The 24,069-nt window shown below is 71.4% G+C and carries 23 protein-coding genes; 13 read left to right on the top strand and 10 right to left on the bottom strand.

Annotated features, from left to right (window positions below):
- Positions 1-4: 4 nt before the first annotated feature.
- Together ACWDX6_RS02250 and ACWDX6_RS02245 are read left to right on the top strand one after the other, a co-directional pair.
- Positions 5-586: a hypothetical protein gene (locus ACWDX6_RS02250; protein WP_451483050.1), complete on the top strand. Its 582-nt coding sequence runs from the start codon at positions 5-7 to the stop codon at positions 584-586.
- 13 nt (positions 587-599) lie between these two features.
- Positions 600-1,208 (top strand): OmpA family protein, encoded by a 609-nt coding sequence (locus tag ACWDX6_RS02245; RefSeq protein ID WP_451483049.1) that lies wholly within the window; start codon positions 600-602, stop codon positions 1,206-1,208.
- A 47-nt stretch (positions 1,209-1,255) separates the two neighbouring features.
- Here the strand turns inward: ACWDX6_RS02245 and ACWDX6_RS02240 are convergent, their stop codons facing one another.
- Both ACWDX6_RS02240 and ACWDX6_RS02235 read right to left on the bottom strand, forming a co-directional pair.
- Positions 1,256-1,564, bottom strand: coding sequence for a hypothetical protein (locus ACWDX6_RS02240; protein WP_451483048.1), 309 nt, complete (start codon positions 1,562-1,564; stop codon positions 1,256-1,258).
- 20 nt (positions 1,565-1,584) lie between these two features.
- Positions 1,585-2,406 carry an endonuclease domain-containing protein gene (locus tag ACWDX6_RS02235; RefSeq protein WP_451483047.1) on the bottom strand — a complete coding sequence of 274 codons (822 nt, stop codon included), beginning with the start codon at positions 2,404-2,406 and terminating at the stop codon, positions 1,585-1,587.
- A 314-nt stretch (positions 2,407-2,720) separates the two neighbouring features.
- Between ACWDX6_RS02235 and ACWDX6_RS02230 the strand changes: the two genes are divergently transcribed.
- A complete protein-coding gene (locus ACWDX6_RS02230) occupies positions 2,721-3,845 on the top strand; it encodes a hypothetical protein (protein ID WP_451483046.1) in 1,125 nt (374 codons plus the stop codon).
- On the opposite strand, the gene ACWDX6_RS02225 is transcribed toward ACWDX6_RS02230, so the two are convergent.
- Entirely contained in the window at positions 3,817-4,176 is a 360-nt protein-coding gene (locus tag ACWDX6_RS02225; protein WP_451483045.1) for a DUF192 domain-containing protein, read from the bottom strand. The genes ACWDX6_RS02230 and ACWDX6_RS02225 overlap by 29 nt on opposite strands.
- Before the next feature lie 40 nt (positions 4,177-4,216).
- Here ACWDX6_RS02225 and ACWDX6_RS02220 point away from each other — a divergent pair, with 40 nt between their 5' ends.
- Positions 4,217-5,149, top strand: coding sequence for a prepilin peptidase (locus ACWDX6_RS02220; protein WP_451483044.1), 933 nt, complete (start codon positions 4,217-4,219; stop codon positions 5,147-5,149).
- Between the two features lie 25 nt (positions 5,150-5,174).
- Complete coding sequence (locus tag ACWDX6_RS02215) at positions 5,175-6,677, top strand: DUF2079 domain-containing protein (protein ID WP_451483043.1); 1,503 nt, start codon at positions 5,175-5,177, stop codon at positions 6,675-6,677.
- A gap of 130 nt (positions 6,678-6,807) precedes the next feature.
- Here ACWDX6_RS02215 and ACWDX6_RS02210 read toward each other — a convergent pair whose 3' ends face one another.
- Positions 6,808-7,959, bottom strand: coding sequence for a winged helix DNA-binding domain-containing protein (locus ACWDX6_RS02210; RefSeq protein WP_451483042.1), 1,152 nt, complete (start codon positions 7,957-7,959; stop codon positions 6,808-6,810).
- 78 nt (positions 7,960-8,037) lie between these two features.
- On the opposite strand from ACWDX6_RS02210, the gene ACWDX6_RS02205 reads away from it, so the two are divergent.
- The gene (locus ACWDX6_RS02205; protein ID WP_451483041.1) at positions 8,038-8,391 is read left to right on the top strand and encodes a winged helix-turn-helix transcriptional regulator; all 354 of its coding nucleotides are present in this window, start codon (positions 8,038-8,040) and stop codon (positions 8,389-8,391) included.
- Positions 8,392-8,728: 337 nt separating this feature from the next.
- Here ACWDX6_RS02205 and mgrA read toward each other — a convergent pair whose 3' ends face one another.
- The gene (gene mgrA / locus ACWDX6_RS02200; RefSeq protein ID WP_451483040.1) at positions 8,729-9,766 is read right to left on the bottom strand and encodes an L-glyceraldehyde 3-phosphate reductase; all 1,038 of its coding nucleotides are present in this window, start codon (positions 9,764-9,766) and stop codon (positions 8,729-8,731) included.
- Positions 9,767-9,877: 111 nt separating this feature from the next.
- Between mgrA and ACWDX6_RS02195 the strand changes: the two genes are divergently transcribed.
- The 5 genes from ACWDX6_RS02195 (at position 9,878) to ACWDX6_RS02175 (ending at position 15,676) form a co-directional block, all read left to right on the top strand.
- A complete protein-coding gene (locus ACWDX6_RS02195) occupies positions 9,878-10,639 on the top strand; it encodes an isoprenyl transferase (RefSeq protein ID WP_451483039.1) in 762 nt (253 codons plus the stop codon).
- 338 nt (positions 10,640-10,977) lie between these two features.
- The gene (locus ACWDX6_RS02190) at positions 10,978-12,300 is read left to right on the top strand and encodes a PhoH family protein (protein ID WP_451483038.1); all 1,323 of its coding nucleotides are present in this window, start codon (positions 10,978-10,980) and stop codon (positions 12,298-12,300) included.
- 376 nt (positions 12,301-12,676) lie between these two features.
- A complete protein-coding gene (locus tag ACWDX6_RS02185) occupies positions 12,677-13,366 on the top strand; it encodes an aggregation-promoting factor C-terminal-like domain-containing protein (protein ID WP_451483037.1) in 690 nt (229 codons plus the stop codon).
- Between the two features lie 118 nt (positions 13,367-13,484).
- Positions 13,485-14,981 carry an AI-2E family transporter gene (locus ACWDX6_RS02180; protein WP_451483036.1) on the top strand — a complete coding sequence of 499 codons (1,497 nt, stop codon included), beginning with the start codon at positions 13,485-13,487 and terminating at the stop codon, positions 14,979-14,981.
- On the top strand, positions 14,978-15,676 hold the full coding sequence (locus ACWDX6_RS02175) for a hypothetical protein (RefSeq protein WP_451483035.1): 699 nt from the start codon (positions 14,978-14,980) through the stop codon (positions 15,674-15,676). The genes ACWDX6_RS02180 and ACWDX6_RS02175 overlap by 4 nt, the downstream gene beginning before the upstream one ends.
- A gap of 99 nt (positions 15,677-15,775) precedes the next feature.
- Here ACWDX6_RS02175 and ACWDX6_RS02170 read toward each other — a convergent pair whose 3' ends face one another.
- Positions 15,776-16,309: an alkyl hydroperoxide reductase gene (locus tag ACWDX6_RS02170; protein ID WP_356885578.1), complete on the bottom strand. Its 534-nt coding sequence runs from the start codon at positions 16,307-16,309 to the stop codon at positions 15,776-15,778.
- Between the two features lie 17 nt (positions 16,310-16,326).
- The gene (locus tag ACWDX6_RS02165; RefSeq protein ID WP_451483034.1) at positions 16,327-16,881 is read right to left on the bottom strand and encodes a peroxiredoxin; all 555 of its coding nucleotides are present in this window, start codon (positions 16,879-16,881) and stop codon (positions 16,327-16,329) included.
- A gap of 134 nt (positions 16,882-17,015) precedes the next feature.
- On the opposite strand from ACWDX6_RS02165, the gene ACWDX6_RS02160 reads away from it, so the two are divergent.
- The gene (locus ACWDX6_RS02160) at positions 17,016-17,978 is read left to right on the top strand and encodes a hydrogen peroxide-inducible genes activator (RefSeq protein WP_451483033.1); all 963 of its coding nucleotides are present in this window, start codon (positions 17,016-17,018) and stop codon (positions 17,976-17,978) included.
- Between the two features lie 39 nt (positions 17,979-18,017).
- On the opposite strand, the gene ACWDX6_RS02155 is transcribed toward ACWDX6_RS02160, so the two are convergent.
- Genes ACWDX6_RS02155 through ACWDX6_RS02145 form a run of 3 tightly spaced genes read right to left on the bottom strand, consistent with a single transcriptional unit; the run spans position 18,018 to position 21,564 of the window.
- Positions 18,018-20,363 carry an FtsX-like permease family protein gene (locus ACWDX6_RS02155; RefSeq protein ID WP_451483032.1) on the bottom strand — a complete coding sequence of 782 codons (2,346 nt, stop codon included), beginning with the start codon at positions 20,361-20,363 and terminating at the stop codon, positions 18,018-18,020.
- A complete protein-coding gene (locus ACWDX6_RS02150) occupies positions 20,360-21,043 on the bottom strand; it encodes an ABC transporter ATP-binding protein (RefSeq protein ID WP_451483031.1) in 684 nt (227 codons plus the stop codon). Before ACWDX6_RS02150 ends, ACWDX6_RS02155 begins: the two co-directional genes overlap by 4 nt.
- Positions 21,040-21,564 carry a PadR family transcriptional regulator gene (locus ACWDX6_RS02145; RefSeq protein ID WP_451483030.1) on the bottom strand — a complete coding sequence of 175 codons (525 nt, stop codon included), beginning with the start codon at positions 21,562-21,564 and terminating at the stop codon, positions 21,040-21,042. Before ACWDX6_RS02145 ends, ACWDX6_RS02150 begins: the two co-directional genes overlap by 4 nt.
- Positions 21,565-21,795: 231 nt before the next feature.
- Here ACWDX6_RS02145 and ACWDX6_RS02140 point away from each other — a divergent pair, with 231 nt between their 5' ends.
- Positions 21,796-23,970, top strand: a complete 2,175-nt coding sequence (locus ACWDX6_RS02140) for a transglycosylase domain-containing protein (protein WP_451483029.1) — start codon at positions 21,796-21,798, stop codon at positions 23,968-23,970.
- The last annotated feature ends 99 nt before the right edge of the window (positions 23,971-24,069 follow it).

Here is a 24,069-nt window from a genome sequence, read left to right as displayed (position 1 = left end):
TCTCATGAGTGTGCGGTACGCGACGAAGGCCCGTAGAGGGGTGGCCGCGGTCGTCATCGCGACTGGCCTGGTCCTCGGTGCTGCCGGGTGCAGCAGCGGTGACGAACCTCAGGCGCAGAAGTCATCGGTGAGTTCTTCGGCTCCCAAGACCGACGATGGCGACAAGGGGGCACAGACCGAGGAACCCGGTGAGGTTCTGGCTGTCCTCAAGGGACAGGAGGGGCTCGAGCTCACCGTTCAGTCGGCAGCGCGGGACGCCGGAGGCTTCCTGACCGTCAGCGGGGAGCTGGCGAACACCTCTGATGCCCCCCGCGTCATTCCGGCCCAACTCGCAGGGGACGAGACCGAGATCGTCAAGCACGGCAACTCGTTGGGGGGCGCGACCCTCGTGGATGCTGCGGGGAAGAAGCGCTATTACGTACTGCGGGACACGGACGGCCGACCGCTCACCACCTCCGGCCTGTCCAGTCTTGCCCCAGGCCGTTCCACGCAGGTCTTCATGCAGTTCCCCGCCCCACCCCCCACCACCACCGAAGTCACGTTCCAGCTGCCCACCTTCCGCCCCGGCACCATCAAGCTCTCCTGACGGGCGCGCCGCCATGACGACTCCCCACCGCCTCGCCACCCTCGCCGCCGTCACCCTCCTCGCGGCGACGCTCACCGCCGGCCCCGCCCTCGCCGACGACCCGCCCAACTCCACCTCCAGCTCCTCCCCGCCACCTCCGATCGACCCGAACTCGCCCGAGCTCATGCTTCCCGACGGGGCCACCCTCGCGCCCGCCAAGGTGCTCGACATCAAGCAGATCGTCGAGGAGGAGGGTGGTGAACAGCGGCGGGAGGACACCAACGTGGACGTCACGTTCGCCCTCCAGGCCGAGGTGCTGTTCGGCAAGGACAGCGCCAAGCTCAGCAGCGCCGCCGCCGCGCGTATCGCCGCCATCGCCGCCGAGATCAACCAGCAGCACTCCAGCAAGGTCCGGGTCTTCGGGTTCACCGACAACCTCGGGACGTACGAGCACGGCCTCAAGCTCTCCAAGCAGCGGGCCAACGCCGTGCAGCAGGAGTTGGCCAAGACTCTCGACCCTGGGAAGACGTTCGACATCCGCGGGTACAGCGAGGACTACCCCATCGCCGACAACCGCACGGAGGAGGGCCGTACGAAGAACCGCCGCGTGGAGATCTCCTTCCCCCGCACGACAGACGACTGATGCGAGTTGACGGTCTGCTGTGATGCCTGGTGCGGGCGGTGCCCTGCTTACCGCGTACCGAATCTCCTCAGCATTCGCTGTTGGTGACGGTGGCCGATCGTCTCGTAGCCGATCACGGTGACGAACGGCACGAGCGTGATCACGAGCAGACACACCGCGACGGCCACGCCGGCGGCTGCCAGCAGGACCGCGGCGAGCAGCACGGCGAGGGTGAGGGAGATCAGAAGCAGCTGGAAGGGGTCGGCCGCGGACAGCGGGAGGCTGTGCAGCAGAGAGACCATGAGGAGGTAGAGGCCCACCGGGAGGGCCAGTGCCAGGACGACGGCCGTGCCGGAGATTTTGGCGTGGTGCTCCATGCGTGGCGAACCGGCACTGCCTACGTCGCCAGTACCGCCCGGATCCTGGCGATCATGCGGTCCGGGTGGTGGAAGACCTCCGTGGCCGTGAAGCGCAGGATCCGGCGGACCGACGGGCATTCCGCGAGGGCGTTGAATCGGTCGATGTCGCGGGCGTGGGCGTGGCGGGTGCCGTGGAAGGCGTAGCCCTCGATCTCGACGACCAGGCCCGCCTCGCGGAAGAGGAAGTCGGGGCGCAGGGGGCGGCCGGAGGCGGTGTGGAGGAGTGGCTGGGACTCCGGGTGGAGACCCGCGTCCCGCATGCGGAGGCGGGCGATCGTCTCGGCGGGAGAGCCGGCCGCCGGGTCGGTCAGGGGCAGCATGGCCCGTGCCCGGGGCGCGCCCGGGAGGCGGCGGGACAGCTGGGTCGCCAGATCGTCGGGGCGGACCAGCGGTTCGCGGCGGACGCCCCGGACGGTGCGGCGGGACAGCGCGGAGTCCGCCACGACCACGCCCTCCTCACGGCTGCCGCACCGCATCAGGTCGCCGACCGTCCGCGCCGGGGTCGTCACCCGCAGCCCTGCCCGTACGGACACGTCCCGTTCGGTGAGGAGCACCGTCGTGTGGACGCGCAGGCCGGCCCTGGCGGAGGCCCCGCAGCCTCCCCGCCGCAGCATCGTGAACTCCAGAACTCGCCCTTCCTCCCCTTCCTCCCCTTCCGCGCCGCCACGGTTCAGGACGCCGCCGTTCAAGGCGCCGCCGTTCAGGACCTCGACGCGGTGCAGCGCCGCCGCCGTCCTGTGGCTGCACACCCACCCCGGCCGTCGCAGCTGGACCGCCCTCGCCCGGACCTTCCAGTCCACCTCCTTTCCCGGAACGGCCCACGCCCCCCGGCAGATCCGCTGCCATCCCTCGCCCCGCAGCCGTCCCCGCAGCCTCCCCGGTGGCCAGCCGGCCGCATACGCCCATTCGGTCAGGAGCACCCCGCCCCGGGCCGTCCGCACCAAGTCCTCCACGTCCCCCGCCCCCCTCCACGTCCCCCGCCCCCCTTCATGCCCCAACGGTCCACCAACGAGGGGCTGTCCGCATCCCCTGTGGACAACCCGCTCTCGTCGCCCGCCCTCGGAGCTGTCGCCCGCCCTCGGAGCTGTGGACAGGCCCGGACATAATCGAGCGCATGTCCCCAGCTCAGCCAACCGCACGGCGGTGGCCCGCCCTCGTGGCCGTCCCCTGGCCCGCGCTCGGCGGCTACGCCGCCACCCGCCTTCTGGGCCTCGCGGTCCTCGGCATCGCCGCCGCCGTCACCGGCAAGGACGGACTGCACCGGCTGAGCGGACGCTGGGACTCCGTCTGGTACGTCAGGATCGCCGAGCACGGCTACGGCCACCAGGTCACCCTGCCCAACGGCAGCGTCCACTCCGACCTCGCCTTCTTCCCCCTCTTCCCCCTCCTCGAACGGGCCCTGTCCGCCGCCCTCCCCGTCGACGCCGCCACCGCCGGCCTCCTCGTCTCCTGGACCGCGTCACTCGCCGCCGCATGGGGCCTCTGCGCCGTCGGCACACACATCGCGGGCCGCCCCGCCGGGATCAGCCTCGCCGTCCTGTGGGGCGTGTACCCGACCGCGTTCGTGCAGTCGATGGCGTACACCGAAACGCTCTTCACCGCGCTCGCCGCCTGGTCGGTCCTCGCCGTGCTGCGCGAGCGCTGGGTCCTGGCCGGCGCCCTGTGCGCGCTGGCCGGGCTCACCCGGCCGACCGCGGCCGCGCTCGTCGCCGCCATCGGCATCACGGCCCTCGCCACCCTCGTCCGCGAACGCGGGCTCCACGCGCGCGTGGTGGCCGGCGCTCTGCTCGCGCCGCTGGGCTGGCTCGCGTACATCGCCTACGTCGGCGTGCGCGAGGGCAGCGCGACCGCCTACTTCGACGTCCAGGCGGCCTGGGGCAACTCCATCGACGGCGGGGTCGCCCTCGCCCGCTTCATCTGGGGCCTGCCGCCCCTGGCCGCCCTCGGCCTGTGCGCGGCCCTCGGCCTGCTCGCCTGGCTCGTGGTCCTGTGCGTACGGCAGAGGCAGCCCCTGCCCCTGCTCGTGTACACGATCGGCGTCGTCGTGGTCTCCCTCGTCGGCGCCGCGTACTTCGGCTCCCGGCCGCGCCTGATGATGCCGGCGTTCGGTCTGCTCCTCCCGGCCGCGGTGGCGCTGGTACGGCTCCGGGTGCGCAACCGGGTCCTCGTCCTGGCCGGTCTTGCGCTCGCCTCCGCCGTCTACGGCGCCTTCACGCTTCTGGGGTCGGGACCGCCGTGACCCGTACGCCCCGCCGCAGGCCCCAGGCCGCCATCGCGCCGCCCTCCGCCTCCAGCACATGCCGGCCGCGCGGCCGGACCATGCCGAGCCGGCCCGGCCTCATCGTCACCACGTCGATCACGCGGAACGAACGGTCCAGATAGGCCACGTCGATGGTGAACCGCATGCCGAAGGTGTGCACGCTGTTGGTCGGGGTGATGAGGAGCGCGCCTCTGATGCCGTCACGGCGGAGCAGCCCCCTTCGCCGGGCCCGGTAGGAGGCCGCGATCTCCAGCGGTACCGTCCCGTCCGGGACGGTCAGCGTCCCCGTGCCGTCGCGCCAACTCCCCATAAGGGAGACGGTAGCGGTACGCCGGGCCTAGGGTCGGGCCGTGTTCGCCACGCTGATCGCCGTCGCCGCCCTGTGGGGCGCCGCCGCCGGCCTGCTCGTGCCGCGCGCGGCCTACCGGTTGTCGGTCGAGCCCGGGGAGCCCTGGCGTGACCGCTGCCCGGCGGGCCACGCCCTCACGGGTCCGGCGGGCGGCTGGCTCGGGGGCCCGCTCTGCCGTACGTGCGGCCCCGACGCCCTGATCCGGACCGCAGCCGCGCCCCCCGTAACCGAGCCCCAGCCCCAGCCCGAGCCCGAGCCCGAGCCCCAGCCCCAGCCCGAGCCCGAGCCCGAGCCCCAGCCCCAGCCCCAGCCCCAGTCCCAGTCCCTGCCCCAGCCGGGGCCCGAAACCACTTCCGCCCCCACCCCCACCCCCACCCCCATCCCCAACACCCCCACCCCCTTCACCCCCTCCCTCCTCACCGCCCTCGTCTGCGCCCTCCTCGCCGCCGCCACCGGGCCCCGCCCCGAGCTGGTCGTCTGGCTGCTGTACGCGCCCTTCGGGGTGCTCCTGGCGAGCGTCGACGTCCGCGTGCACCGGCTGCCCGACGGGCTCACGCTCCCGCTCGCCGCCGCCACCCCGTCGCTCCTCGGCGGCGCCGCCCTCCTCCCGTACGACGCCGGTTCCTGGAGCCACGCGCTCCTCGGCGCGCTCGCCCTGGGCGGCGCCTATCTGCTGCTGTTCCTGATCAACCCCGCCGGCATGGGCTTCGGCGACGTCAAACTCGCGCTCTCCCTCGGCGCCGCCCTCGGCTGGTACGGCTGGGGCATCCTCTTCGCCGGGGCCTTCGCGGGCTTCCTCCTCGGTTCGCTGTACGGGCTCGGCCTGGTCCTCGCCCGGCGCGGCGGCCGCAAGGCGGCGATCCCGTTCGGCCCCTTCATGCTCGGCGGCGCCCTGCTCGGCATCCTCCTCGGCGCGCTCTCCGCCACCCCCTGAGGTTCAGGTCCTAGCATCCTGCCGTATGCGGACAATTGCCGACAGAACGGTTCAGGTGGTTCCCGCGGTCCTCCGGCCGCGCCGGGAAGCGTCCGCCCTCCTGCCCTGGGCGTGGGCCGCCGGTCTGTGCGTCCTCTACGCGACCGTCGCCGTGCGCCGCCACCTCCTCCTCCGTACCACCGGCTACGACCTCGGCATCTTCGAGCAGGTCGTCAGCGCCTACGCCGAACTGCGCGCGCCCGTCGTCCCGTTGCGTGGGGAGGGTTTCAACCTCCTCGGCGACCACTTCCACCCCCTCCTCGCCGTCCTCGCCCCCCTCTACCGGCTCTGGCCCTCACCCCTCTGCCTGCTGGTCGCCCAGGCCGCGCTTCTCGCCCTCGCCGTCGTCCCCCTCGCCCGCTGGGCGGCCCGCGCGGTCGGCCGCCGGGCCGCCCATGTCGTCGCCGCCGGGTACGGGCTGAGCTGGGGGATCGCCTCAGCCGCCGCCTTCGACTTCCACGAGGTGGCCCTCGCCGTACCGCTCCTCGCGTTCAGCCTCGAAGCGCTCGGTCGGCGGCGCTGGGGCCCGGCCGTCGCCTGGGCGGCGCCCCTGCTGCTCGTCAAGGAGGACCTGGGGCTCACCTTGGCGGCCGTCGGCGTGTACATCGCGCTCAAAGGCCCGCGCCGGCTCGGCGTCGCCACCGCCGTGGCCGGTCTGCTCGGCTCCGTCGTCGAGATCACCCTCCTGCTGCCCGCGTTCAACCCCGGAGGGGGCTACGCCCACGGCGGCAACCTCTCCGACGGTCACGGCTCCCTGCTCTCCACCCTCGCCCACGCGCCGCTCGACGCCCTGCGCCCCGACATCAAGGCGATGACCCTCGTCCTGGTCTTCGCCCCGTCCGCCCTCCTCGCGCTCCGCTCCCCGCTCTCGCTGATCGCCGTACCGACCCTCGCCTGGCGGATGTTCTCCGAGAACGGCTTCCACTGGGGCACGGCCTTCCACTACAGCGCGGTGCTCATGCCGGTCGTCTTCGCCGGGCTGATCGACGCCCTCACCGTCTGGCGCCGTGGTGACCATCCGCTCGCCGCCCGCCACATCCGCGCCTCGCTCGCCACGGTGCTCGCGGTGACGGCGGTGATGATCCCGTCCTTCCCGCTGGCCCAGCTCGCCCAGCGGGCCACCTGGCGCACCACCCCTCACATCGAGGCGGCGCGCACGCTGCTCGCGAGGATCCCGGACGGCGCGACCGTCGCCGCGTCCAACCGGCTGGTCCCGCAGCTCACCGCGCGCTGCACGGTCGTCGTCTTTCCGACGTTCCCGGTGGACAGCAAGCTCTACCGGTACGACCGCAAGCACCTCCCCGCGCCCACGGCCGAGTGGATCCTCCACGACGCCCAGGCACCGGAGGCATGGCCGTACAGGACCGGCCACTGGCCCTACCCGCTCGAACAGCAGCTGGCGGAGCTGGCCGCGGCGCGGGACAAGCACGGCTACGAACTCGTCGCCGCACGCGACGGCCTGACCCTCCTGCACCGCACCGCCCGCTGACCCTCCCGCGCCCCCGAGCGCCGCGCCCCCCCCCGGAGCGCCGCGCGCTCGACGCCACCGGAGCCGCCCGCCCCCGGCCCCCGGATCGCCTGGCACTCGATGCCCCCGCCCCCGCCCCGACCCGGAACGCTCACGCGTGCGGGCCCACCGTCACCGTCCCCACCGTCAGGTCCGCCGTCCCCTCCAGGACCGAGGCCACCCGCTCGGCCTGGGCCTCCAGCTCCCGCGTACGGGCCGCGTTCAGTGACCGCAGCGGTTCGACCGTGACCGCGATCCGCTTGCCCGAGCGCCGCTGGTGCCATACGCCGGCCACCGTTCCGTCGACGAGCAGCACGGGGAAGTTGCCGGCCTGCCCGCCCGCGAGCGCCCGTTCGTACGCGGCGCCCGGGAAGAGGCGTGCGCGCGGCTGCGAGGCGATGGTGAAGGCGTCGAAGTACGGCAGCAGCCGCACGCCCCGCGCCGGTTCCGCCGGGAACTCCGTGTCCCCGGCGACGACCCAGGCCGCCGCGCCCTCGAAGGAGACCTCCTCGATCCGCCCGTCCCCGGCCAGCGCGGCGAACAGCGTGCCCGCCCACCCCGCCGGGGCGGCCAGCCACTTCGCGAAGTGCCGCGGGGTCGCCGGGCCGTACGCGTACAGGTAGCGCTCGACGAGGGCGCCGAGCGCCTCGGTCCCCTCCGCGGGCCGCACGCCCGGGCTGGTGTAGGTGGTCTTCCGGCCGCGGTTCGGCCCGAAGCACAGGACCCCGCGATGTGCCGCCGTGTGGGTCATCTGCCGCCAGCGCGGCCACTTGTCCTGGAAGGCGTCCATCACCCGCTCGCCCGCCCAGGGGCCGGTTCGGGACACGATCGCGTCCGTCAGTTCGTCCACGGTCAGCTCCGCGCCCGCGAGCGCGTCCCCGATCGCCGCCAGGACCTCGTCCGTCTGCGCGGCCGTCATCCGTACGTCCGCCGGCATCTGGTGCGGCCCGGACGGGATCGCGGAGAGCGCCCCCGTCCACAGCGGCAGATCGGCGGCGGGCAGCAGATGTACGGTGCCGCGCGGGCCGTACGTCTTGATGAGCGAGCGGTCCCGCCACAGCGCGGCCCGCACGTCGGTCCGGGTCGCCTCGGTCGTGCGCAGGGCCACGGACAGCTCGGCCGCCGACAGGACCTGGGCGTGCGCGCCGAGCATCGCGGCCGTCACCGCCACCGGCGGGGCGTCGGCCGGCTCGTCCAGAAACTGACGGTGGATCCTCCGGGCGGCTGCCTGGTCCCAGCTGACGTGTGGTGGGGTGGTGGTCATGCCTCCGACCGTAGGAGCGGAATAGGTCAGGAGCTGTCCGCCTTGACCGAACAGCCGAGACGATTCGAGGAGTTGGCGATGGCCAAGGGGAAGACGGGATACGACTGCGGGCTCGACGCGGCCGTCGACGTCGTCGGCGGCAAGTGGAAGCCGCTGATCCTGTGGGCGCTGCACGCACACGGCACCTGCCGCTTCGGGGAGCTCAGGCGGCAGGTCTCCGGCGTCAGCGAGAAGATGCTGATCCAGCAACTGCGCGAGCTGGAGGTCGACGGCATCGTCCACCGCGAGATCTACCGGGAGGTCCCGCCCCGGGTGGAGTACTCCCTGACCGAGCTGGGCGAGGCGCTCAACACGGCGCTCATGCCGCTGGGGGAGTGGGGCGAGCGCTTCATGGCGGAGATCCTCGCCCGCAAGGCGGAGCAGGCCGCCTGACCACCGCCCCCCCCGCACTGTCCCCCCGGCCGGCCCCCCCGCGCGTCAACCGGGCTCCCGCCGCCGGGGGTCCCCCTTGGGAGTACGGAAACCGCCGCCACGCCCGGGCGTAAACCCGCCACCGCCCTCACGACCCGTGCCGCGACTGGGCTGGGGCGACTCGCCGGCCATCCGTCGGCTCCGGGTGGCACGCACCACGACTTACGAAGGGTTATGGTGGAAACCCCCCCTCGGGCCGGTCCGTATCCCCCCCACGGACCGGCCCGTTTTTTCTTCACCGCCCCGGCGCGCCCGTGCTTCCACCGGCCCGGCGTCGGTTCTGCCCCCCGCCCCGGCGTCAGCTCCGCCCGGCCCAGATGTTCGTGCCCTCGGTGTCCACCGCGAACGAGTCGATCTCCTTCAGCTCCTCCTCGGTCAGCGGCGGACCGGACAGAGCGGCCACGTTCTCCTCCAGCTGCCCGACGCTGGACGCGCCGATCAGCGCCGAGGTCATCCGCTCGTCGCGCAGCACCCACGACAGCGCCAGCTGCGCCAGGGACTGCCCCCGGCGCTCGGCGATCTCCGCCAGCCCGCGCAGCCGCCGCAGCACCTCGTCGGAGAGCAGGTTCGGGTCGAGGGACTTGCCCTGCGTCGCCCGCGAACCCTCCGGGACACCCGTCAGATACTTGTTGGTGAGCAGCCCCTGGGCCAGCGGCACGAAGGAGATGCAGCCCATGCCGGCCGCCTCAAGCGTGTCGAGCAGGCCGTCCTCCTCCGTCCAGCGGTTGATCATGGAGTACGACGGCTGGTGGATGAGGGCGGGGACGCCCATCTCCCTGAGGATTCCGGCGGCCTCGGCGGTCTGCTCGCTGGTGTACGAGGAGACACCGACGTACAGCGCCTTGCCCTGCTGGACGGCGGAGGCCAGGGCCCCCATCGTCTCCTCCAGCGGGGTGTGCGGATCGAAGCGGTGCGAGTAGAAGATGTCGACGTGGTCGAGGCCCATCCGCTTCAGCGAGGCGTCGAGCGACGACATCAGGTACTTGCGGGAGCCCCACTCCCCGTACGGCCCCGGGTGCATCAGATAGCCGGCCTTCGTCGAGACGATCAGCTCGTCCCGGTAGGGCGCGAAGTCCTGGGCGAAGATCTTGCCGAAGTTCAGCTCGGCGGAGCCGGGCGGCGGTCCGTAGTTGTTCGCCAGGTCGAAGTGGGTCACGCCCAGGTCGAAGGCGCGGCGCAGGATCGCCCGCTGCGAGCCGAGCGTCCGGTCGTCGCCGAAGTTGTGCCAGAGGCCCAGCGAGATGGCGGGAAGCCGGAGCCCGCTGCGCCCGGTGCGGCGGTACTCCATGTGGTCGTAACGGTCCGCTGAGGCGCGGTACAGGGGAGAATCAGTCACGTATCTCTGCTTATCACGGTCTTGTGACAGTCCCGGGCTGGGAGCCATTGACCCGTGCGCAGTAATGTGGCGGCTTCGGGGAACCGCCGCGGCATGGAGGGGTTAAGAACAGTGAACCTGCGCGACCTGGTGTACGGGCTCTACGCACGCCGGGTGGAAGGCCGCCTCGACCACGCCCAGGTGCCGAAGCACATCGGTGTCATCCTCGACGGCAACCGGCGCTGGGCCAAGGCGTCCGGCGGGACTCCCGAGCAGGGCCACAAGGCCGGTGCGGACAAGATCCAGGAGCTGCTCGGCTGGTGCGCCGAGACCGACGTCGAGGTCGTCACGCTCTGGATGCTCTCCACGGACAATCTGAACCGGCCCGAGGAGCAGCTCGTGCCGCTGCTCGGCATCATCGAGAACGCGGTGCGCGCCCTCGCGGCCGACGGCCGCTGGCGCGTCCACCACGTGGGCACGCTGGACCTGCTGCCCGCCCGCACCCAGTCCGTACTGAAGGAAGCCGAGCAGGCCACCCACGACAACACGGGGATACTCGTGAACGTGGCCGTGGGCTACGGCGGTCGCCAGGAGATCGCGGACGCGGTCCGCTCGCTGCTCCTGGAACACGCGGAGAAGGGGACGAGCTTCGAGGAGCTCGCCGAGACCGTCGATGTCGAACACATCTCCGAGCACCTCTACACGCGCGGACAGCCCGACCCGGACCTGGTCATCCGTACCAGCGGCGAGCAGCGCCTGTCCGGTTTCATGCTGTGGCAGAGCGCCCATTCCGAGTACTACTTCTGTGAAGTCCACTGGCCCGCCTTCCGCAAGGTGGACTTCCTGCGCGCGCTGCGCGACTACGCGGCCCGGCACCGCCGCTACGGCACCTGACACCCGCGCTGGTCCCCCGCCGCACCCGCGCCGGAGCGCGGGTCACCGAGGCGGGGGGCACGGGGGTCTCCCCCGATAGGCACAGTATGAACACGTCGTCATATGCCATGGCATGGCGGCGCCTCCCGCAGGGCATATCCCTTCCAGAGTGAGCGGCACGGAGACCGCCACCCGGGAGGCCCGTTGCACCAGGACGACCGTGCAGGACATGCACGGACGAAGCGGAGGGCCGGTGCTCGGCCCGCCTTTCGTGGCCAGAGCCCGGTCCCATCCCGCAGCGACACCGATTCCGTCGCACCCCGCGCTCGCAGGGGTCTTCAGAGGGGGTCTGTCCTTCCGTGGTGACCAGCACTAAGCGCCGCTTGTCCGACAGGCGCACCTACGTACTCGACACCAGCGTCCTGCTGGCCGACCCCAACGCCGTGTCCCGATTCGACGAGCACGAGGTCGTGCTCCCGATCGTCGTGGTCACCGAGTTGGAGGCCAAGCGGCACCACCCCGAGCTCGGCTACTTCGCCCGGGCGGCCCTGCGCCTCCTGGACGACTTCCGGGTCCGGTACGGACGCCTCGACGCCCCGCTCCCCATCGGGGACCTCGGCGGCACGCTGCGGGTCGAACTCAACCATTCCGACCCCGGCGTGCTCCCGGCCGGCTACCGGTTGGGGGACAACGACTCACGGATCCTCGCGGTCGCGCGCAACCTCCAGGCCGAGGGGTACGACGTCACGGTCGTCTCCAAGGACCTGCCGCTGCGCATCAAGGCGTCCTCGGTCGGTCTCCTCGCGGAGGAGTACCGCGCCGAACTCGCCATCACGGACTCCGGCTGGACCGGAATGTCCGAGATCGCGCTCGGTGCCGACCAGGTGGACATCCTCTACGACCAGGAGACCCTGTACGTCCCGGAGGCCGCCGAGCTCCCGGTGCACACGGGCCTGGTGCTGCAGTCCGAGCGGGGCAAGGCGCTCGGCCGGATCACGGCGGAGGGCAACGTACGCCTGGTGCGCGGCGACCGGGAGGTCTTCGGCATCCGCGGCCGCAGCGCCGAGCAGCGGATCGCGCTCGATCTGCTCCTCGACCCCGACGTCGGCATCATCTCCATGGGCGGCCGGGCCGGCACCGGCAAGTCCGCGCTGGCGCTCTGCGCCGGCCTGGAGGCGGTCCTGGAGCGCCGGCAGCACCAGAAGGTGATGGTGTTCCGTCCGCTGTACGCCGTCGGCGGCCAGGAGCTCGGCTATCTGCCGGGCAGCGAGTCCGAGAAGATGAGCCCCTGGGCCCAGGCGGTCTTCGACACGCTCTCCGCGGTGGCGGGCCGGGAGGTCATCGAGGAGGTGCTCGGCCGCGGCATGCTGGAGGTCCTGCCGCTCACGCACATCCGGGGCCGCTCCCTGCACGACGCCTTCGTGATCGTCGACGAGGCCCAGTCCCTGGAGCGGAACGTCCTCCTGACCGTTCTGTCCCGGATCGGGGCGAACTCCCGTGTCGTGCTGACCCATGACGTCGCCCAGCGCGACAACCTCAGGGTCGGCCGGTACGACGGCGTGGTCGCCGTGGTCGAGAAGCTGAAGGGCCATCCGCTCTTCGCCCACGTCACGCTCACCCGCTCCGAGCGCTCGCAGATCGCCGCGCTCGTGACCGAAATGCTGGAGGACGGCCAGATCTGACGCGTTTCACGCCGTCCCGTAGGGGTACGGCAGTTGGCGCCGCCCGGCAAAGCGCAGGAGCTTAGCCGGGCGGCGCCGCGCTGTCCTCCCTATCGGCCAAAACCGGTGCGCGGGACGGGGTGTGAGCTTTCACACGCAACTCAGAATTGCCTTGCGGCGTCGCCGTCCGGCAGAGTCTTGCTTCCGTCAGGCCCCGCATACGGCACACGTGCACCTTCAGGGGTGCGGCACCACACAACTCAACAACCGTTCGCCGTATGCCGCCCACAGCACCACGGGCCCGTGTCTTCTGTGACCCATCTCGTCGAAGACCAGCGCCAGGGGCACGATTTCGCCCATTTGGTCACCTGCGTGGGCGATGCTGGAAGGAAACCGTGTGAGCCGGATCTCGGTCCGGGGATTCGCGGTGGCTTCGGCCACTGCGGTCACCACTGTCGGCGCCGTCGTCGGCGTCGCTTCGGGCGGCACCCAGCCCGCGGACGACAACTTCGAGGCGACCGCCGCCGACACCACGCTGCTCGCGGACATCCCCGTGGGCGAGCAGGCCCAGGTACAGGTCTCCTCGCTCTCGGCCCAGGCCGACGCCCAGGCCGCCGCGGCCGACTCGGCCGCGAAGAAGTCCGCTGAGGAAGCGGCCCGTCTCCAGGCCGCCCAGGACGCCGAGGCCAAGAAGAAGGCCGCCGACAAGGCGGAGCGCGAGCGCAAGGAAGCCGAGGAGCGCGCCAACCGTTCCGCGGTGCGCGACGCGTCGAGCTTCTCGGCCCAGGGCTCCTACTCCATCGCCGAGGTCAAAGCGATCGCCCGTCAGATGATCCCGGCCTCGCAGTTCCAGTGCTTCAGCAACATCGTGGACCACGAGTCCGGCTGGAACTACCGCGCGACCAACCCGTCCTCGGGCGCGTACGGTCTCGTCCAGGCCCTCCCGGGTTCGAAGATGTCGTCGGCCGGCGCCGACTGGCAGACCAACCCGGCCACCCAGATCAAGTGGGGCCTGAACTACATGAACAACCGCTACGACAGCCCCTGCGGCGCGTGGTCGTTCTGGCAGGCCAACCGCTGGTACTAGTCCGGCGAGCTCAACCTCGCGGAGCCCCTCACCGTCCTACGGTGAGGGGCTCCGCGCATGTAGGTTCGGGACAGGCCGGGCTCCCTTGGAGGGAGTGAGCGGGGGAAGAAGGAAGAGCATGTCGAAACTGCCAGGATGGCTGAGCCGGCTGGGCGACCGCCTGGCCCAGATGAGCGAGCGCCTGGACGAGCGCCGCGCCCGCGCGGAGGCGGACGAGGAACTCGGCCCGCCCTACGACGACATCGGCGACCGCCCGTACGGCCCGTCGGACGCGCCTGCCCCCGGCACGGACGGCCCGTCCGACCGGCCGGGCGCCGACGTTCCCGACGCGGGCGACGGCCCGGACACATCGGGCGGCACGGCCAAGGCCGGTGCCGGGTCCGGCCGGTGGCCCGGGCGGCGCGCGCCCGTCGCCCCCACCGCGTCCGTACCCGCGCCCCCGGCCTACGCGCCCGCCGTCGCCGCGCGGCCCGATCCCGTCGACGCCATCCCGTGGGGCATGCGCGTCGCGGCCGAGGCCGGCTGGCGGCTGCTCGTCCTCGCCGGCACGCTCTGGGTGCTGATGAAGGTGATCAGCTCCGTCCAGCTGGTCGTACTCGCCTTCGTCGCCGCGCTCCTCATCACCGCGCTGCTCCAGCCCACCGTGGCCCGGCTGCGCAGGATGGGGCTGCCCCGCGGGGTCGCCACCGCCGTCACCGCCGTCTCCGGCTTCGTGGTCATGGGGCTGGTGGGCTGGTTCGTGGTCTGGCAGGTCATGGACAACCTCGGCAATCTCTCCGACCGCGTCAGGGACGGCATCGAGGAGCTCAAGCGCTGGCTGCTCGACTCCCCGTTCCATGTGACCGAGTCGCAGATCAACGACATCGCGCAGAACCTCAGCGACACCATCGGCGCCAACACCGAGCAGATCACCACCGCCGGACTCCAGGGCGTGACGGTGGTCGTCGAGGCGTTGACCGGCATACTGCTCGCGATGTTCTCGACGCTCTTCCTGCTGTACGACGGCAAGAAGGTCTGGAACTGGACGCTGAAGCTGGTGCCCGCCCAGGCGCGGCCCGGTGTCGCGGGCGCGGGACCGCGCGCCTGGCGGACGCTGACCGCCTACGTACGCGGAACGGTCATCGTCGCCCTCATCGACGCCGTCTTCATCGGCCTCGGGCTCTACTTCCTCGACGTCCCGATGGCCGTGCCGCTCGCCGTCTTCATCTTCCTCTTCGCCTTCATCCCGCTGGTCGGCGCCGTCATCTCCGGTGCCCTCGCGGTCGTGGTCGCCCTGGTCACCAACGGGGTGTTCACGGCCCTGATGGTGCTGGTCGTGGTCCTGGCCGTGCAGCAGATCGAGGGCCATGTGCTCCAGCCCTTCATCCTGGGCCGGGCGGTGCGGGTCCACCCGCTGGCCGTCGTCCTCGCGGTGGCGGCCGGCGGTCTGACGGCGGGCATCGGCGGCGCGGTGGTGGCGGTGCCGCTGGTCGCGGTCACCAACACGGCGGTCGGCTACCTCCGCGCGTACAGCACCGAACGGGCCCTGCGCAGCACCCCTGAACCGCGCGGCGCGACGGCCCACGCGGTGGCACCGACCCCGGCGCCGGGATCGACGGACAGGAACGACACGTGATCACCGAACCCGAACTCGTGGGCGGTACGGCCTTCCCGGCCGCCGCGCCCCCTCGTATCGGACCGGCGCCCGAGCCGCCCCGCCCGCCCCGGCCCCGGCTGCCCTGGCTGTGGGCGCTGGGCGGCGCGGTGGTGGCGTCGGCGGTGTGGGCCGGGGGACTCCACGTGTACGAGAGGACCCAGGACGGCGGCCCCGACCTGGGCGGATACCGCACGGTCGAGAACCTCTGCGAGAAGGCCGAGCTGAAGGCGCTCCAGGTGGAGCTGGGGAAGAGGACGCCGGACACCGACCAGCCGACGCCGACCCGGACGCACCCGGCGCTGGACAGGGCGCGATGCTCGGTCGTGCTGGGCTCGGCCGACACCGGTTTCACCGCCGAAGTCACGTACGACCTGCACAAGGTGACCGATCCCGGGCCGGAGTTCGAGCCGAGGCTCGCCGAGATGATGGCGGACACCGAGCCGGTCGAGGGGCTCGGGGAGCGGGCGTACGTCCACCGCGACGAAGACGACTCCGGTGCCTGGATCAGCGTGCTGGACGGCCAGGCCCAGCTGGACATCTGGATCACACCGGAATGGGACTGGGACGTGGACACGGGCCAGGCGGTCCCGGCCGAGCGGAAGAGGGATCTGTCGGGGATCGAGGCCGTGCTGATCCAGGACATGAAGGCACTGATGGCCGCGCTCAAGGCGTGACGGCGGAGTGCGTGACGCCGGCTGCATGACGGCTCACGGCATGACGGAAGGGCCCCGGGGCGAACAACCCCCGGGGCCCTTCCTCGCGTAGCGGCGGCCCTACTCGGCCAGTACCGCTTCCGCGTCCAGCGTCACGCCGACCGCCTGGATCACCGAGGCGATCTTGACGGCCTCCTGGATCGTCTCGCGGTCGACACCGGCCTTGCGGAGCACCTGCTCGTGCGAGTCCAGGCACTGACCGCAGCCGTTGATCGCCGAGACGGCCAGCGACCACAGCTCGAAGTCGACCTTCTCGACGCCCGGGTTGCCGATGACGTTCATCCGCAGACCGGCGCGCAGCGTCCCGTACTCGGGGTCCGACAGCAGGTGCCGGGTCCGGTAGAAGACGTTGTTCATCGCCATGATCGCGGCGGCGGACTTGGCGGCCTGGTACGCCTCGGGCTTCAGATTGGCCTTGGCCTCCGGCTCCAGCTCCTTGAGGACCTTCGGCGAGCGCGAGGCGATCGCGCAGGCCAGGACGGTGCCCCAGAGCTGCTGCTGCGGCAGCTCGCTGTTGCCGATCACCGAACCGAGGTTCAGCTTCAGGTCCTTGGCGAAGTCCGGTATGGCGGACTTGAGTTCGTCGAGAGCCATCTCAGTTCACCCGTTCCTTACTCGCCCGAGAGGAGCGCGACCGGGTCGAGGGTGTTCTCGCCCTTGGTCCAGTTGCACGGGCAGAGCTCGTCGGTCTGCAGGGCGTCCAGCACCCGCAGGACCTCCTTGGGGTTACGGCCGACGGAGCCGGCGGTCACCATGGTGAACTGGATCTCGTTGTTCTGGTCCACGATGAAGACGGCACGCTGCGCGAAGCCGTCCTCGCCCTCCACGCCGCACTCGCGCATGAGCTCGTGCTTCGAGTCGGCGAGCATCGGGAAGGGCAGGTCACGCAGGTCGTCGTGGTCCTTGCGCCAGGCGTGGTGCACGAACTCCGAGTCACCGGAGACGCCGAGGATCTGGGCGTCACGGTCGGCGAACTCGTCGTTCAGCTTGCCGAACGCGGCGATCTCGGTGGGGCAGACGAAGGTGAAGTCCTTCGGCCAGAAGAACACCACACGCCACTTGCCCTCGTAGGTCTTGTGGTCGATCTGAGCGAACTCCTTGCCGCTCTCCAGCGACACGCAGGCGGTCAGGTCGTAGGTGGGGAACTGGTCACCGACAGTGAGCACGCGCTCTCCTTGCAGAGGGGTCGAAGGTCCCTTTTGGGGTCCTCCATGGGGGTTGGACGGCGCCCAGCATGGCACGCGGTGCATTGATCAGTGAAATAGCTAGACTGGGTCGTGTTGATTGAAGGTGGTTATCAGTGGGATCCCCGTACAACCCGTACCGAGGCAAGCAGCCCAGTCTTTCCCAGCTCAGAGCGTTCGCGGCGGTCGCGGAGCATCTGCACTTCCGGGACGCGGCGGCGGCGATCGGGATGAGCCAGCCCGCGCTTTCGGGCGCGGTTTCGGCTCTCGAAGAGGCACTCGGTGTCCAGCTCCTCGAGCGTACGACGCGCAAGGTGCTGCTCTCGCCCGCGGGGGAGCGGCTCGCGGTGCGCGCCAAGGCCGTCCTGGACGCGGTGTCGGAGCTGATGGAGGAGGCGGAGGCGGCGCAGGCACCCTTCACCGGGGTGCTGCGGCTCGGCGTGATCCCGACCGTCGCGCCGTATCTGCTGCCCACGGTCCTGCGCCTGGTTCACGAACGCTATCCGGAGCTCGACCTCCAGGTCCACGAGGAGCAGACCTCCTCGCTCCTGGAGGGGCTCGCCGCCGGGCGGCTGGATCTGCTGCTGCTCGCCGTGCCCCTCGGCGTTCCGGGCGTCACCGAGCTGCCGCTCTTCGACGAGGACTTCGTGCTCGTCACCCCGCAGGGGCATCCGCTGGCCGACCGCGACGACATTCCGCGCGAGGCGTTGAAGGAACTCAATCTGCTGCTGCTCGACGAGGGGCACTGCCTGCGCGACCAGGCCCTCGACATCTGCCGGGAGGCCGGCCGTACGGAAGGGGCGCCCGTCACCACCACCGCGGCGGGGCTTTCCACCCTGGTCCAGCTGGTGGCGGGCGGTCTCGGGGTGACCCTGCTGCCGCGCACCGCCGTCAAGGTCGAGACCGCCCGCAACACGGCCCTGTTCACCGGCCGCTTCACCGATCCGGCGCCCTCGCGGCGGGTCGCTCTGGCCATGCGTACCGGAGCGGCCCGGCACGAGGAGTTCGAGGAGCTGGCGCGGTCCCTGCGCGGCGCGATGAAGCGGCTTCCGGTACGGGTGGTGGGTGCCGACGCCTGAAGCGGCACCGGCACCCACCCGGGCGTCAATCCGTCCCGGTCATTCGGTCCTGAGCCCGTCCGCCCGCATCACGCGCCACAGCGCGGGCATGCTCAGCAGGGTCACCGCCAGGATCAGCGCGGCGCCCACCCCCGTCACCGGCAGGAAGACCGTCCAGTCCTCGACCTGTTTGTCGATCATCTTCAGCAGGACCAGGCCGAGTCCGAGCCCGCCGGCGACCGCGAGGGCCAGGCCGAGCGCGATCGGGACCGCCGTCTGCCACAGCACCGACCAGGACAGCGTCGTTTTCGGCGTCCCGAAGGCGACCAGCGAGGACAGCAGCCGCTTCCGGTCCCGCAACTGCTCCAGGGTCGTGACCAGGAGCGACGCGGCCACCAGGATCATCGTCGCGGTCGCGCCGACCAGAATCCCGGTCCGTACGCTGCTGAACTGCGCGTCGCGCTCGAAGTTCTGCAGGGTGCCCACCCACACCAGCGGGTCGATCGAGGCGGCCGTGTTCCGTACGTACTCGGGCGCGTCCGGCACCGCCGGGTCGATGCGCACCATCGCGGACGCGTTCGGCATGTCCAGCCCCGACACGTCGATGGCGGCCGGCGTGGCGAAGACGCCGAAACGGTACTGGCCCATCGGGTCGCGGCGCGAGTCGACCGTGCGGGCCGTCTCCGGGATCCGCCAGGTCGGCACCGTGCCGCCGTCCGACGGGACGTCCCGCAGAGCGACCACCGCTCCCGGGCGCGCCGTCTCGGCGAGGTACGCGTCGTCCGGGCCCTCCCGGCCGTGCGTCTGCGCGATGAACACGTCGCCGTCCGTGCACGAGGGCAGCGTCGCCAGCTCCTTGAGCGAGGCGCAGTCCGCGACGGTGAGTGAGGTGATCGGGGTGAACCCCTCACCCTTCTTGAGCGGGCCCGGCCGCCAGACGTGCGAGGTGATCGTGCCGATCACTCCGGTCACGCCCTGGGTCCGCGAGAATTCGGCGATCATCTCGCGGGCCTCGTCGCCGTCCTTCGCGTCCGTGTGCGCCTCCATCTGGGCCCGCGCCGTGTCCATGTTCGTGGGCCGCATGAAGTCGTTCTGCATCGCCTGGAAGAGCATCTGGAGCGCGATGGCCCCGGCGGCGGCGACCACGATCCCGCTGACGGCCCGTGCCGTCGTGCCACTGCTCAGCTGGAGCCGTCGGGTGGCCAGTTGCCAGGCGACCGGGCCGCCCCGCAGCCGCTTGACGACGGTCTCCACCAGCCACGGCAGCAGCGTGGTGAGCCCGGTGAGGGCGAGGGCCGCGCCGGCCGTGACCATGACGGTGTCCATCGAGGTCTCCCGGAAACCGACCGCGCCGGCCATCGGGACGAGCGGGCCGGCACCCGCGGCGATCAGGAGCAGGCGCCACCACAGCCGACGGGGGCGCGGGGTGGAGGTCCGTACGATACCGAGCGGTTCGATGGCGACCCCGCGCAGGGCGAAGACCGTCACCACGATCGCCGAGACCGGGACCACCACGAGGACGACCGCGGCGAGCGCGGGCAGCGGCACCACGTCGGCGGGGAAGGCGTTGACGTCCCACACCTGGACCGTCCCGACGAGCTGCCGGGCCAGCGCGAAGAGCACGGCGCCGAGACCGAGCCCGAGCAGCGCCCCGGCGAGCGACTCACCCGCCGCGATGCGCCGGGTCATCGCGCTGTCCGCGCCGACCAGGCGCAGCGCCGCCAGTCGCCGGTCGCGCTGCTCGCCGCCGAAGCGGACGGCGGTGGCGATGAAGACGAGCACCGGCAGGAGCAGGACGACGCAGGCGATGACGACCAGCAGGAGCAGGAACGCGTTCAGCGGCTCGCCCGGCACCGACCAGCCGTAATCCTTTCCTCGTCCGTCGTAGTCGGCGGTGGTGAGGGTGTCGCTTCCCGCGACGTAACGCAGCTCGGCCGGTCCGATGAGGCCCGCGTCCCCGATCGTGCCGACGGTCCGGTACGGCAGGCGTTCGCGGAGCAGGGCGCCGTCCGGGGAGGCGAGCAGCTCGGCGAGAGCGGGGGAGACCAGCATCTCGCCCGCTCCGGGCAGCTCCGCCATACCCGGCGGGGTGGGGGCGTGCGGGCCCTCGGGCCGCAGAACGAGCCCGGTGACGGTCTCACCGCGGTAGAGGGTGGTGGGCTTGGCGTAGAGAAAGGAGTCCGCCGTGGGGCGGGGCACCTCCTGGCTCGCGTTGACGTCCCGCTGGGACTCGCGCACCTCGCGCGAGAACAGCAGGTTCGGTATCGAGGAGGCGACGAGCAGCAGGGCGACGCCCAGGCCGATGCCGACGCTGGTCAGAGCCGTCCGGGTCCAGCCGGAGCGGCCGCCGGTGACGGCGAACCGCGCGCCGAGCAGCAGGTCGCGCGCCCAGGTACGGAGCCTCATGCCGCCCACTCCGCGTCCCGCACGGAGCCGTCGCGGACGACGACCTCGCGGTCGGAGTAGGCGGCGACCCGGGGTTCGTGGGTGACCAGGACGACGGCGGCGCCGGTGTCCCTGGCCGCGTCGGTGAGCAGCTCCATCACCCGTTCGCCGTTGAGCGAGTCCAGGGCGCCGGTCGGCTCGTCGGCGAAGAGCACGCGGGGGGAGCCGACCAGCGCGCGGGCGACCGCGACCCGCTGGCCCTGGCCGCCGGATATCTCGCCGGGGCGCTTGGCGGCGATGTCGTCGACCTCCAGCCGGGTCAGCCACTCCACCGCCTTGGCCTCGGCGTGCCTGCGCCGCTCGCCGTTCAGGCGCAGCGGGAGGGCGACGTTCTCCACACAGCTGAGTTCGGGGACCAGCTGGCCGAACTGGAAGACGAAGCCGAAGTCGGTGCGGCGCAGAGCGCTGCGCGCCGTGTCCGACAGGCTGCTGAGCTCGCGCCCGTCGTAGGTGATGGTGCCGGCATCCGGCTGGACGATCCCGGCGAGGCAGTGCAGCAGCGTGGACTTGCCGGAGCCGGACGGGCCCATCACGGCGACGACCTCGCCGGCCCGGACCGCGAAGTCCGCCCCGGCGAGCGCGGGCGTCGGCCCGTACGCCTTGTCGACGCCGGTGGCGCGGAGGAGGGGAGCGGGTGTCATCGGCGGATCTCCTCGGCGAGCCGGTCGAGGCGGGCGGCGGTCAGTTCCAGCCAGCGAAGATCGGCTTCGAGGTGGAACAGGGCGTGATCGCAGATCAACTGGTCGGCGAGGTCGCCGTCCTTCTTGCGCCGGGTGAGCTCGCGCATGAGCCGCAGATGCTCCGAGCGCTGCACGTCGAGCAGCTCGGCCGCGCCGCGTCCGGTGAGCAGGGCGAGGACGACCTTCGTGTAGAGCGTGGACTGGAGGTACGGCTCCGGCTTCTCGGGCTGCGACAGCCAGCGCTCGACATCGGTGATGCCCGCTTCGGTGATCGCGTACCGCTTCCGCTCGGGCCCGCCGCCGGCTTCCACGCCGTCCACCACGACGAGGCCGTTCTTCAGCAGCCGCGACATGGTCGAGTAGACCTGCCCGTAGTGGAGGGGCCGGTCGTGGCCGAATCTCTCGTCGAAGGCGCGCTTGAGGTCGTAGCCGTGGCGCGGTCCGGACTCCAGGAGCCCGAGAAGGGTGTGACCGATTGACATGGCGGCCACTGTACACCCGGTGTATACGCACGTTGTATAGCCAGGCTGTGACCGGAGTCGCACAACCATCCGGGCCTCAGACGCGTCGATCCCTGAGGAGACGGGTGCTGATTCTCACGTCCGGAAAAGACCGGATCGATTGCCCTTTGTCTGCATCAGCGGTGTTAGCTTGCTGAGCTGACTCGGTGCGGACACCTGCCCGGGACGACGATGAGCGGAGCGACGAGGGACATGGGCCGAGCGGACAAAGGCCGAGTGAAGAAGGGCGGACGGATACGCCGTCTCTTCACCTGGAAGAAACTCCTGGGCACGTTCTTCGTCGGCTGCCTGCTCCTCATGGGCGCCTTCTACGCGATCTACCTGCTGGTCCCGGTGCCGTCCGCCAACGCCCAGGCCACCATGCAGAGCAACGTCTACAAGTACTCCAACGGAAAGCTCATCGCCCGGACCGGCGAGATAAACCGGGAGATCGTCGGCCTGGAGAAGATACCGACGAAGGTGCAGTACGCCTTCGTCGCCGCGGAGAACAAGACCTTCTACAAGGACAACGGCGTCGACATCCGCGGCACCGCCCGCGCGGCGCTCAACACCGTCACGGGCAAGGGCAAGCAGGGTGGCTCCACCATCACCCAGCAGTACGTCAAGAACTACTACCTGGACCAGGACCAGACGGTCACCCGCAAGCTCAAGGAGATGGTGATCGCGCTCAAGGTCGACCAGCGCATGGCGAAGAGCGAGATCCTCGCCGGGTACATGAACACCAGCTACTACGGACGCAGCGCCTACGGCATCCAGGCCGCCGCCCAGTCCTACTACGGTGTCGACGCCTCCAAGCTGAACGTCGCCCAGGGCGCCTACCTCGCCTCGCTGCTCCAGGCCCCCAACCAGTACGACTGGACCTCCGCCACCCCCACCGGCCGCAAGCTGGTCGAGGAGCGCTGGAACTACACCCTCGACAACATGGTCGAGGAGGGCTGGCTGGAGCAGACCGAGCGGCACGGCCTGACGTTCCCCGTCCCGCAGAAGCCCAAGCCCGCCCCCGGTATGGAGGGCCAGCGGGGATACCTCGTCGAGGCCGCCAACCAGGAGCTGATGCGCCAGGGCATCAGCGAGGAGGACATCAAGGCCGGCGGCTGGACGATCACCCTCAACATCGACGAGAAGAAGCAGAAGGCGCTGATCGAGGCGGTCGACGAGCAGCTGGAGGCCAAGCTCGACCGCGAGGGCGACGAGAAGGACGCCACCGTCCAGGCCGGCGCCACCTCCGTCGACCCGAAGACCGGCAAGGTCCTCGCCCTCTACGGCGGCCTCGGCGCCACCGAGCACTGGATGTCCAACGCCACCCGCCGCGACTACCAGCCCGCCTCGACCTTCAAGCCGATCGTGCTCGCCTCCGCTCTCGACAACGGCGCCGAGACCCAGGACGGCCGGAAGATCGGCCTCGGCACCATCTACGACGGCACCAGCAAGCGGCCGGTCGTCGGCAGCGACGTGCCGTTCAACCCGGAGAACGAGGACGACCGGAGCTACGGCCCCGTCACCGTCCAGAAGGCCACCAACAGCTCGATCAACTCGGTGTACGCCCAGATGATCGTCGACGTCGGCCCGGCCCACGTCAAGAAGACCGCCCTCGACCTCGGCATGAAGGACGGCGAGGACTTCGGCGAGACCCCCTCCATGTCGCTCGGGGTCATGGGCGCCTCCACCTGGGACATGGCCGCCGTCTACGCCACGCTCGACAACCACGGTGTGAAGGTCACCCCGACCATCGTGAAGTCCGCCGAGCACAAGGACCGCAGGGCGGAGCCGGTGAAGTCGATCGGCGAGCAGGTCATCAGCCGCGAGGCCGCCGACACCACCACCAAGGCGATGCAGGGCGTCGTCCGCAGCGGCTCCGGCTTCCGGGCCGCCGGCAACTACCAGGCCGCCGGCAAGACCGGTACCTCCGAGAACAACCGCTCCGCCTGGTTCGTCGGCTACACCCCCGAACTGGTCACCGCCGTCGGCCTGTTCGGCGAGGAGGCCAAGGGCGGCCAGACCACCCTGACCGACACGATCAACCCCGGCCGCGCCAACGGCGGCCGCACCCCGGCCCAGATCTGGGGCGCCTACACCACCAGCGCGCTGGGTGGCGGCTCCGACGCCCGCTTCGACCTGGAGACCGACGACTCGGCGGTCGTCGAGCCCGAACCGACGCCGTCGCGGACCACCGAGTCCCCCGAGCCGACCCCGCCGGCCACCAGCACCGGGTCCCCGGACCCGACGCCGCCGCCGACGTCGACCGCGACCACGCCGCCGCAGCCGACCCGGACGACCACGACACCGCCGCTGCCGACGCCCACGCGGACGGAGCCGACGTTCGAACCGCCGATCGTCGACGAGGACGAGCAGCGCCCACGGCAGTGACACGGGTCCCGCGGTGCACATGGCTCGTGCCGTGCACACGGCTCCCGCGGTGCACATGGCTCGTGCCGTGCACACGGCTCCCGCGGTGACCCCGCTCCC

The organism is Streptomyces sp. NPDC003027 (assembly GCF_053591435.1).
The sequence above is the reverse complement of the archived record's forward strand: the minus strand, read 5'-3'. Positions and strand labels throughout refer to the sequence as shown.

Bases quoted from the DNA above. Each gene is read 5' to 3' on its own strand.
- ACWDX6_RS02225 (WP_451483045.1), bottom strand. From the start codon at position 4,176: ATGGGGAGTTGGCGCGACGGCACGGGGACGCTGACCGTCCCGGACGGG.
- ACWDX6_RS02150 (WP_451483031.1), bottom strand. From the start codon at position 21,043: ATGACACCCGCTCCCCTCCTCCGCGCCACCGGCGTCGACAAGGCGTAC.
- ACWDX6_RS02215 (WP_451483043.1), top strand. From the start codon at position 5,175: ATGCGGACAATTGCCGACAGAACGGTTCAGGTGGTTCCCGCGGTCCTC.
- ACWDX6_RS02170 (WP_356885578.1), bottom strand. From the start codon at position 16,309: ATGGCTCTCGACGAACTCAAGTCCGCCATACCGGACTTCGCCAAGGAC.
- ACWDX6_RS02180 (WP_451483036.1), top strand. From the start codon at position 13,485: ATGTCGAAACTGCCAGGATGGCTGAGCCGGCTGGGCGACCGCCTGGCC.
- ACWDX6_RS02205 (WP_451483041.1), top strand. From the start codon at position 8,038: ATGGCCAAGGGGAAGACGGGATACGACTGCGGGCTCGACGCGGCCGTC.
- ACWDX6_RS02210 (WP_451483042.1), bottom strand. From the start codon at position 7,959: ATGACCACCACCCCACCACACGTCAGCTGGGACCAGGCAGCCGCCCGG.
- ACWDX6_RS02240 (WP_451483048.1), bottom strand. From the start codon at position 1,564: ATGGAGCACCACGCCAAAATCTCCGGCACGGCCGTCGTCCTGGCACTG.
- ACWDX6_RS02140 (WP_451483029.1), top strand. From the start codon at position 21,796: ATGGGCCGAGCGGACAAAGGCCGAGTGAAGAAGGGCGGACGGATACGC.
- ACWDX6_RS02245 (WP_451483049.1), top strand. From the start codon at position 600: ATGACGACTCCCCACCGCCTCGCCACCCTCGCCGCCGTCACCCTCCTC.
- ACWDX6_RS02145 (WP_451483030.1), bottom strand. From the start codon at position 21,564: ATGTCAATCGGTCACACCCTTCTCGGGCTCCTGGAGTCCGGACCGCGC.
- ACWDX6_RS02250 (WP_451483050.1), top strand. From the start codon at position 5: ATGAGTGTGCGGTACGCGACGAAGGCCCGTAGAGGGGTGGCCGCGGTC.
- ACWDX6_RS02155 (WP_451483032.1), bottom strand. From the start codon at position 20,363: ATGAGGCTCCGTACCTGGGCGCGCGACCTGCTGCTCGGCGCGCGGTTC.
- ACWDX6_RS02230 (WP_451483046.1), top strand. From the start codon at position 2,721: ATGTCCCCAGCTCAGCCAACCGCACGGCGGTGGCCCGCCCTCGTGGCC.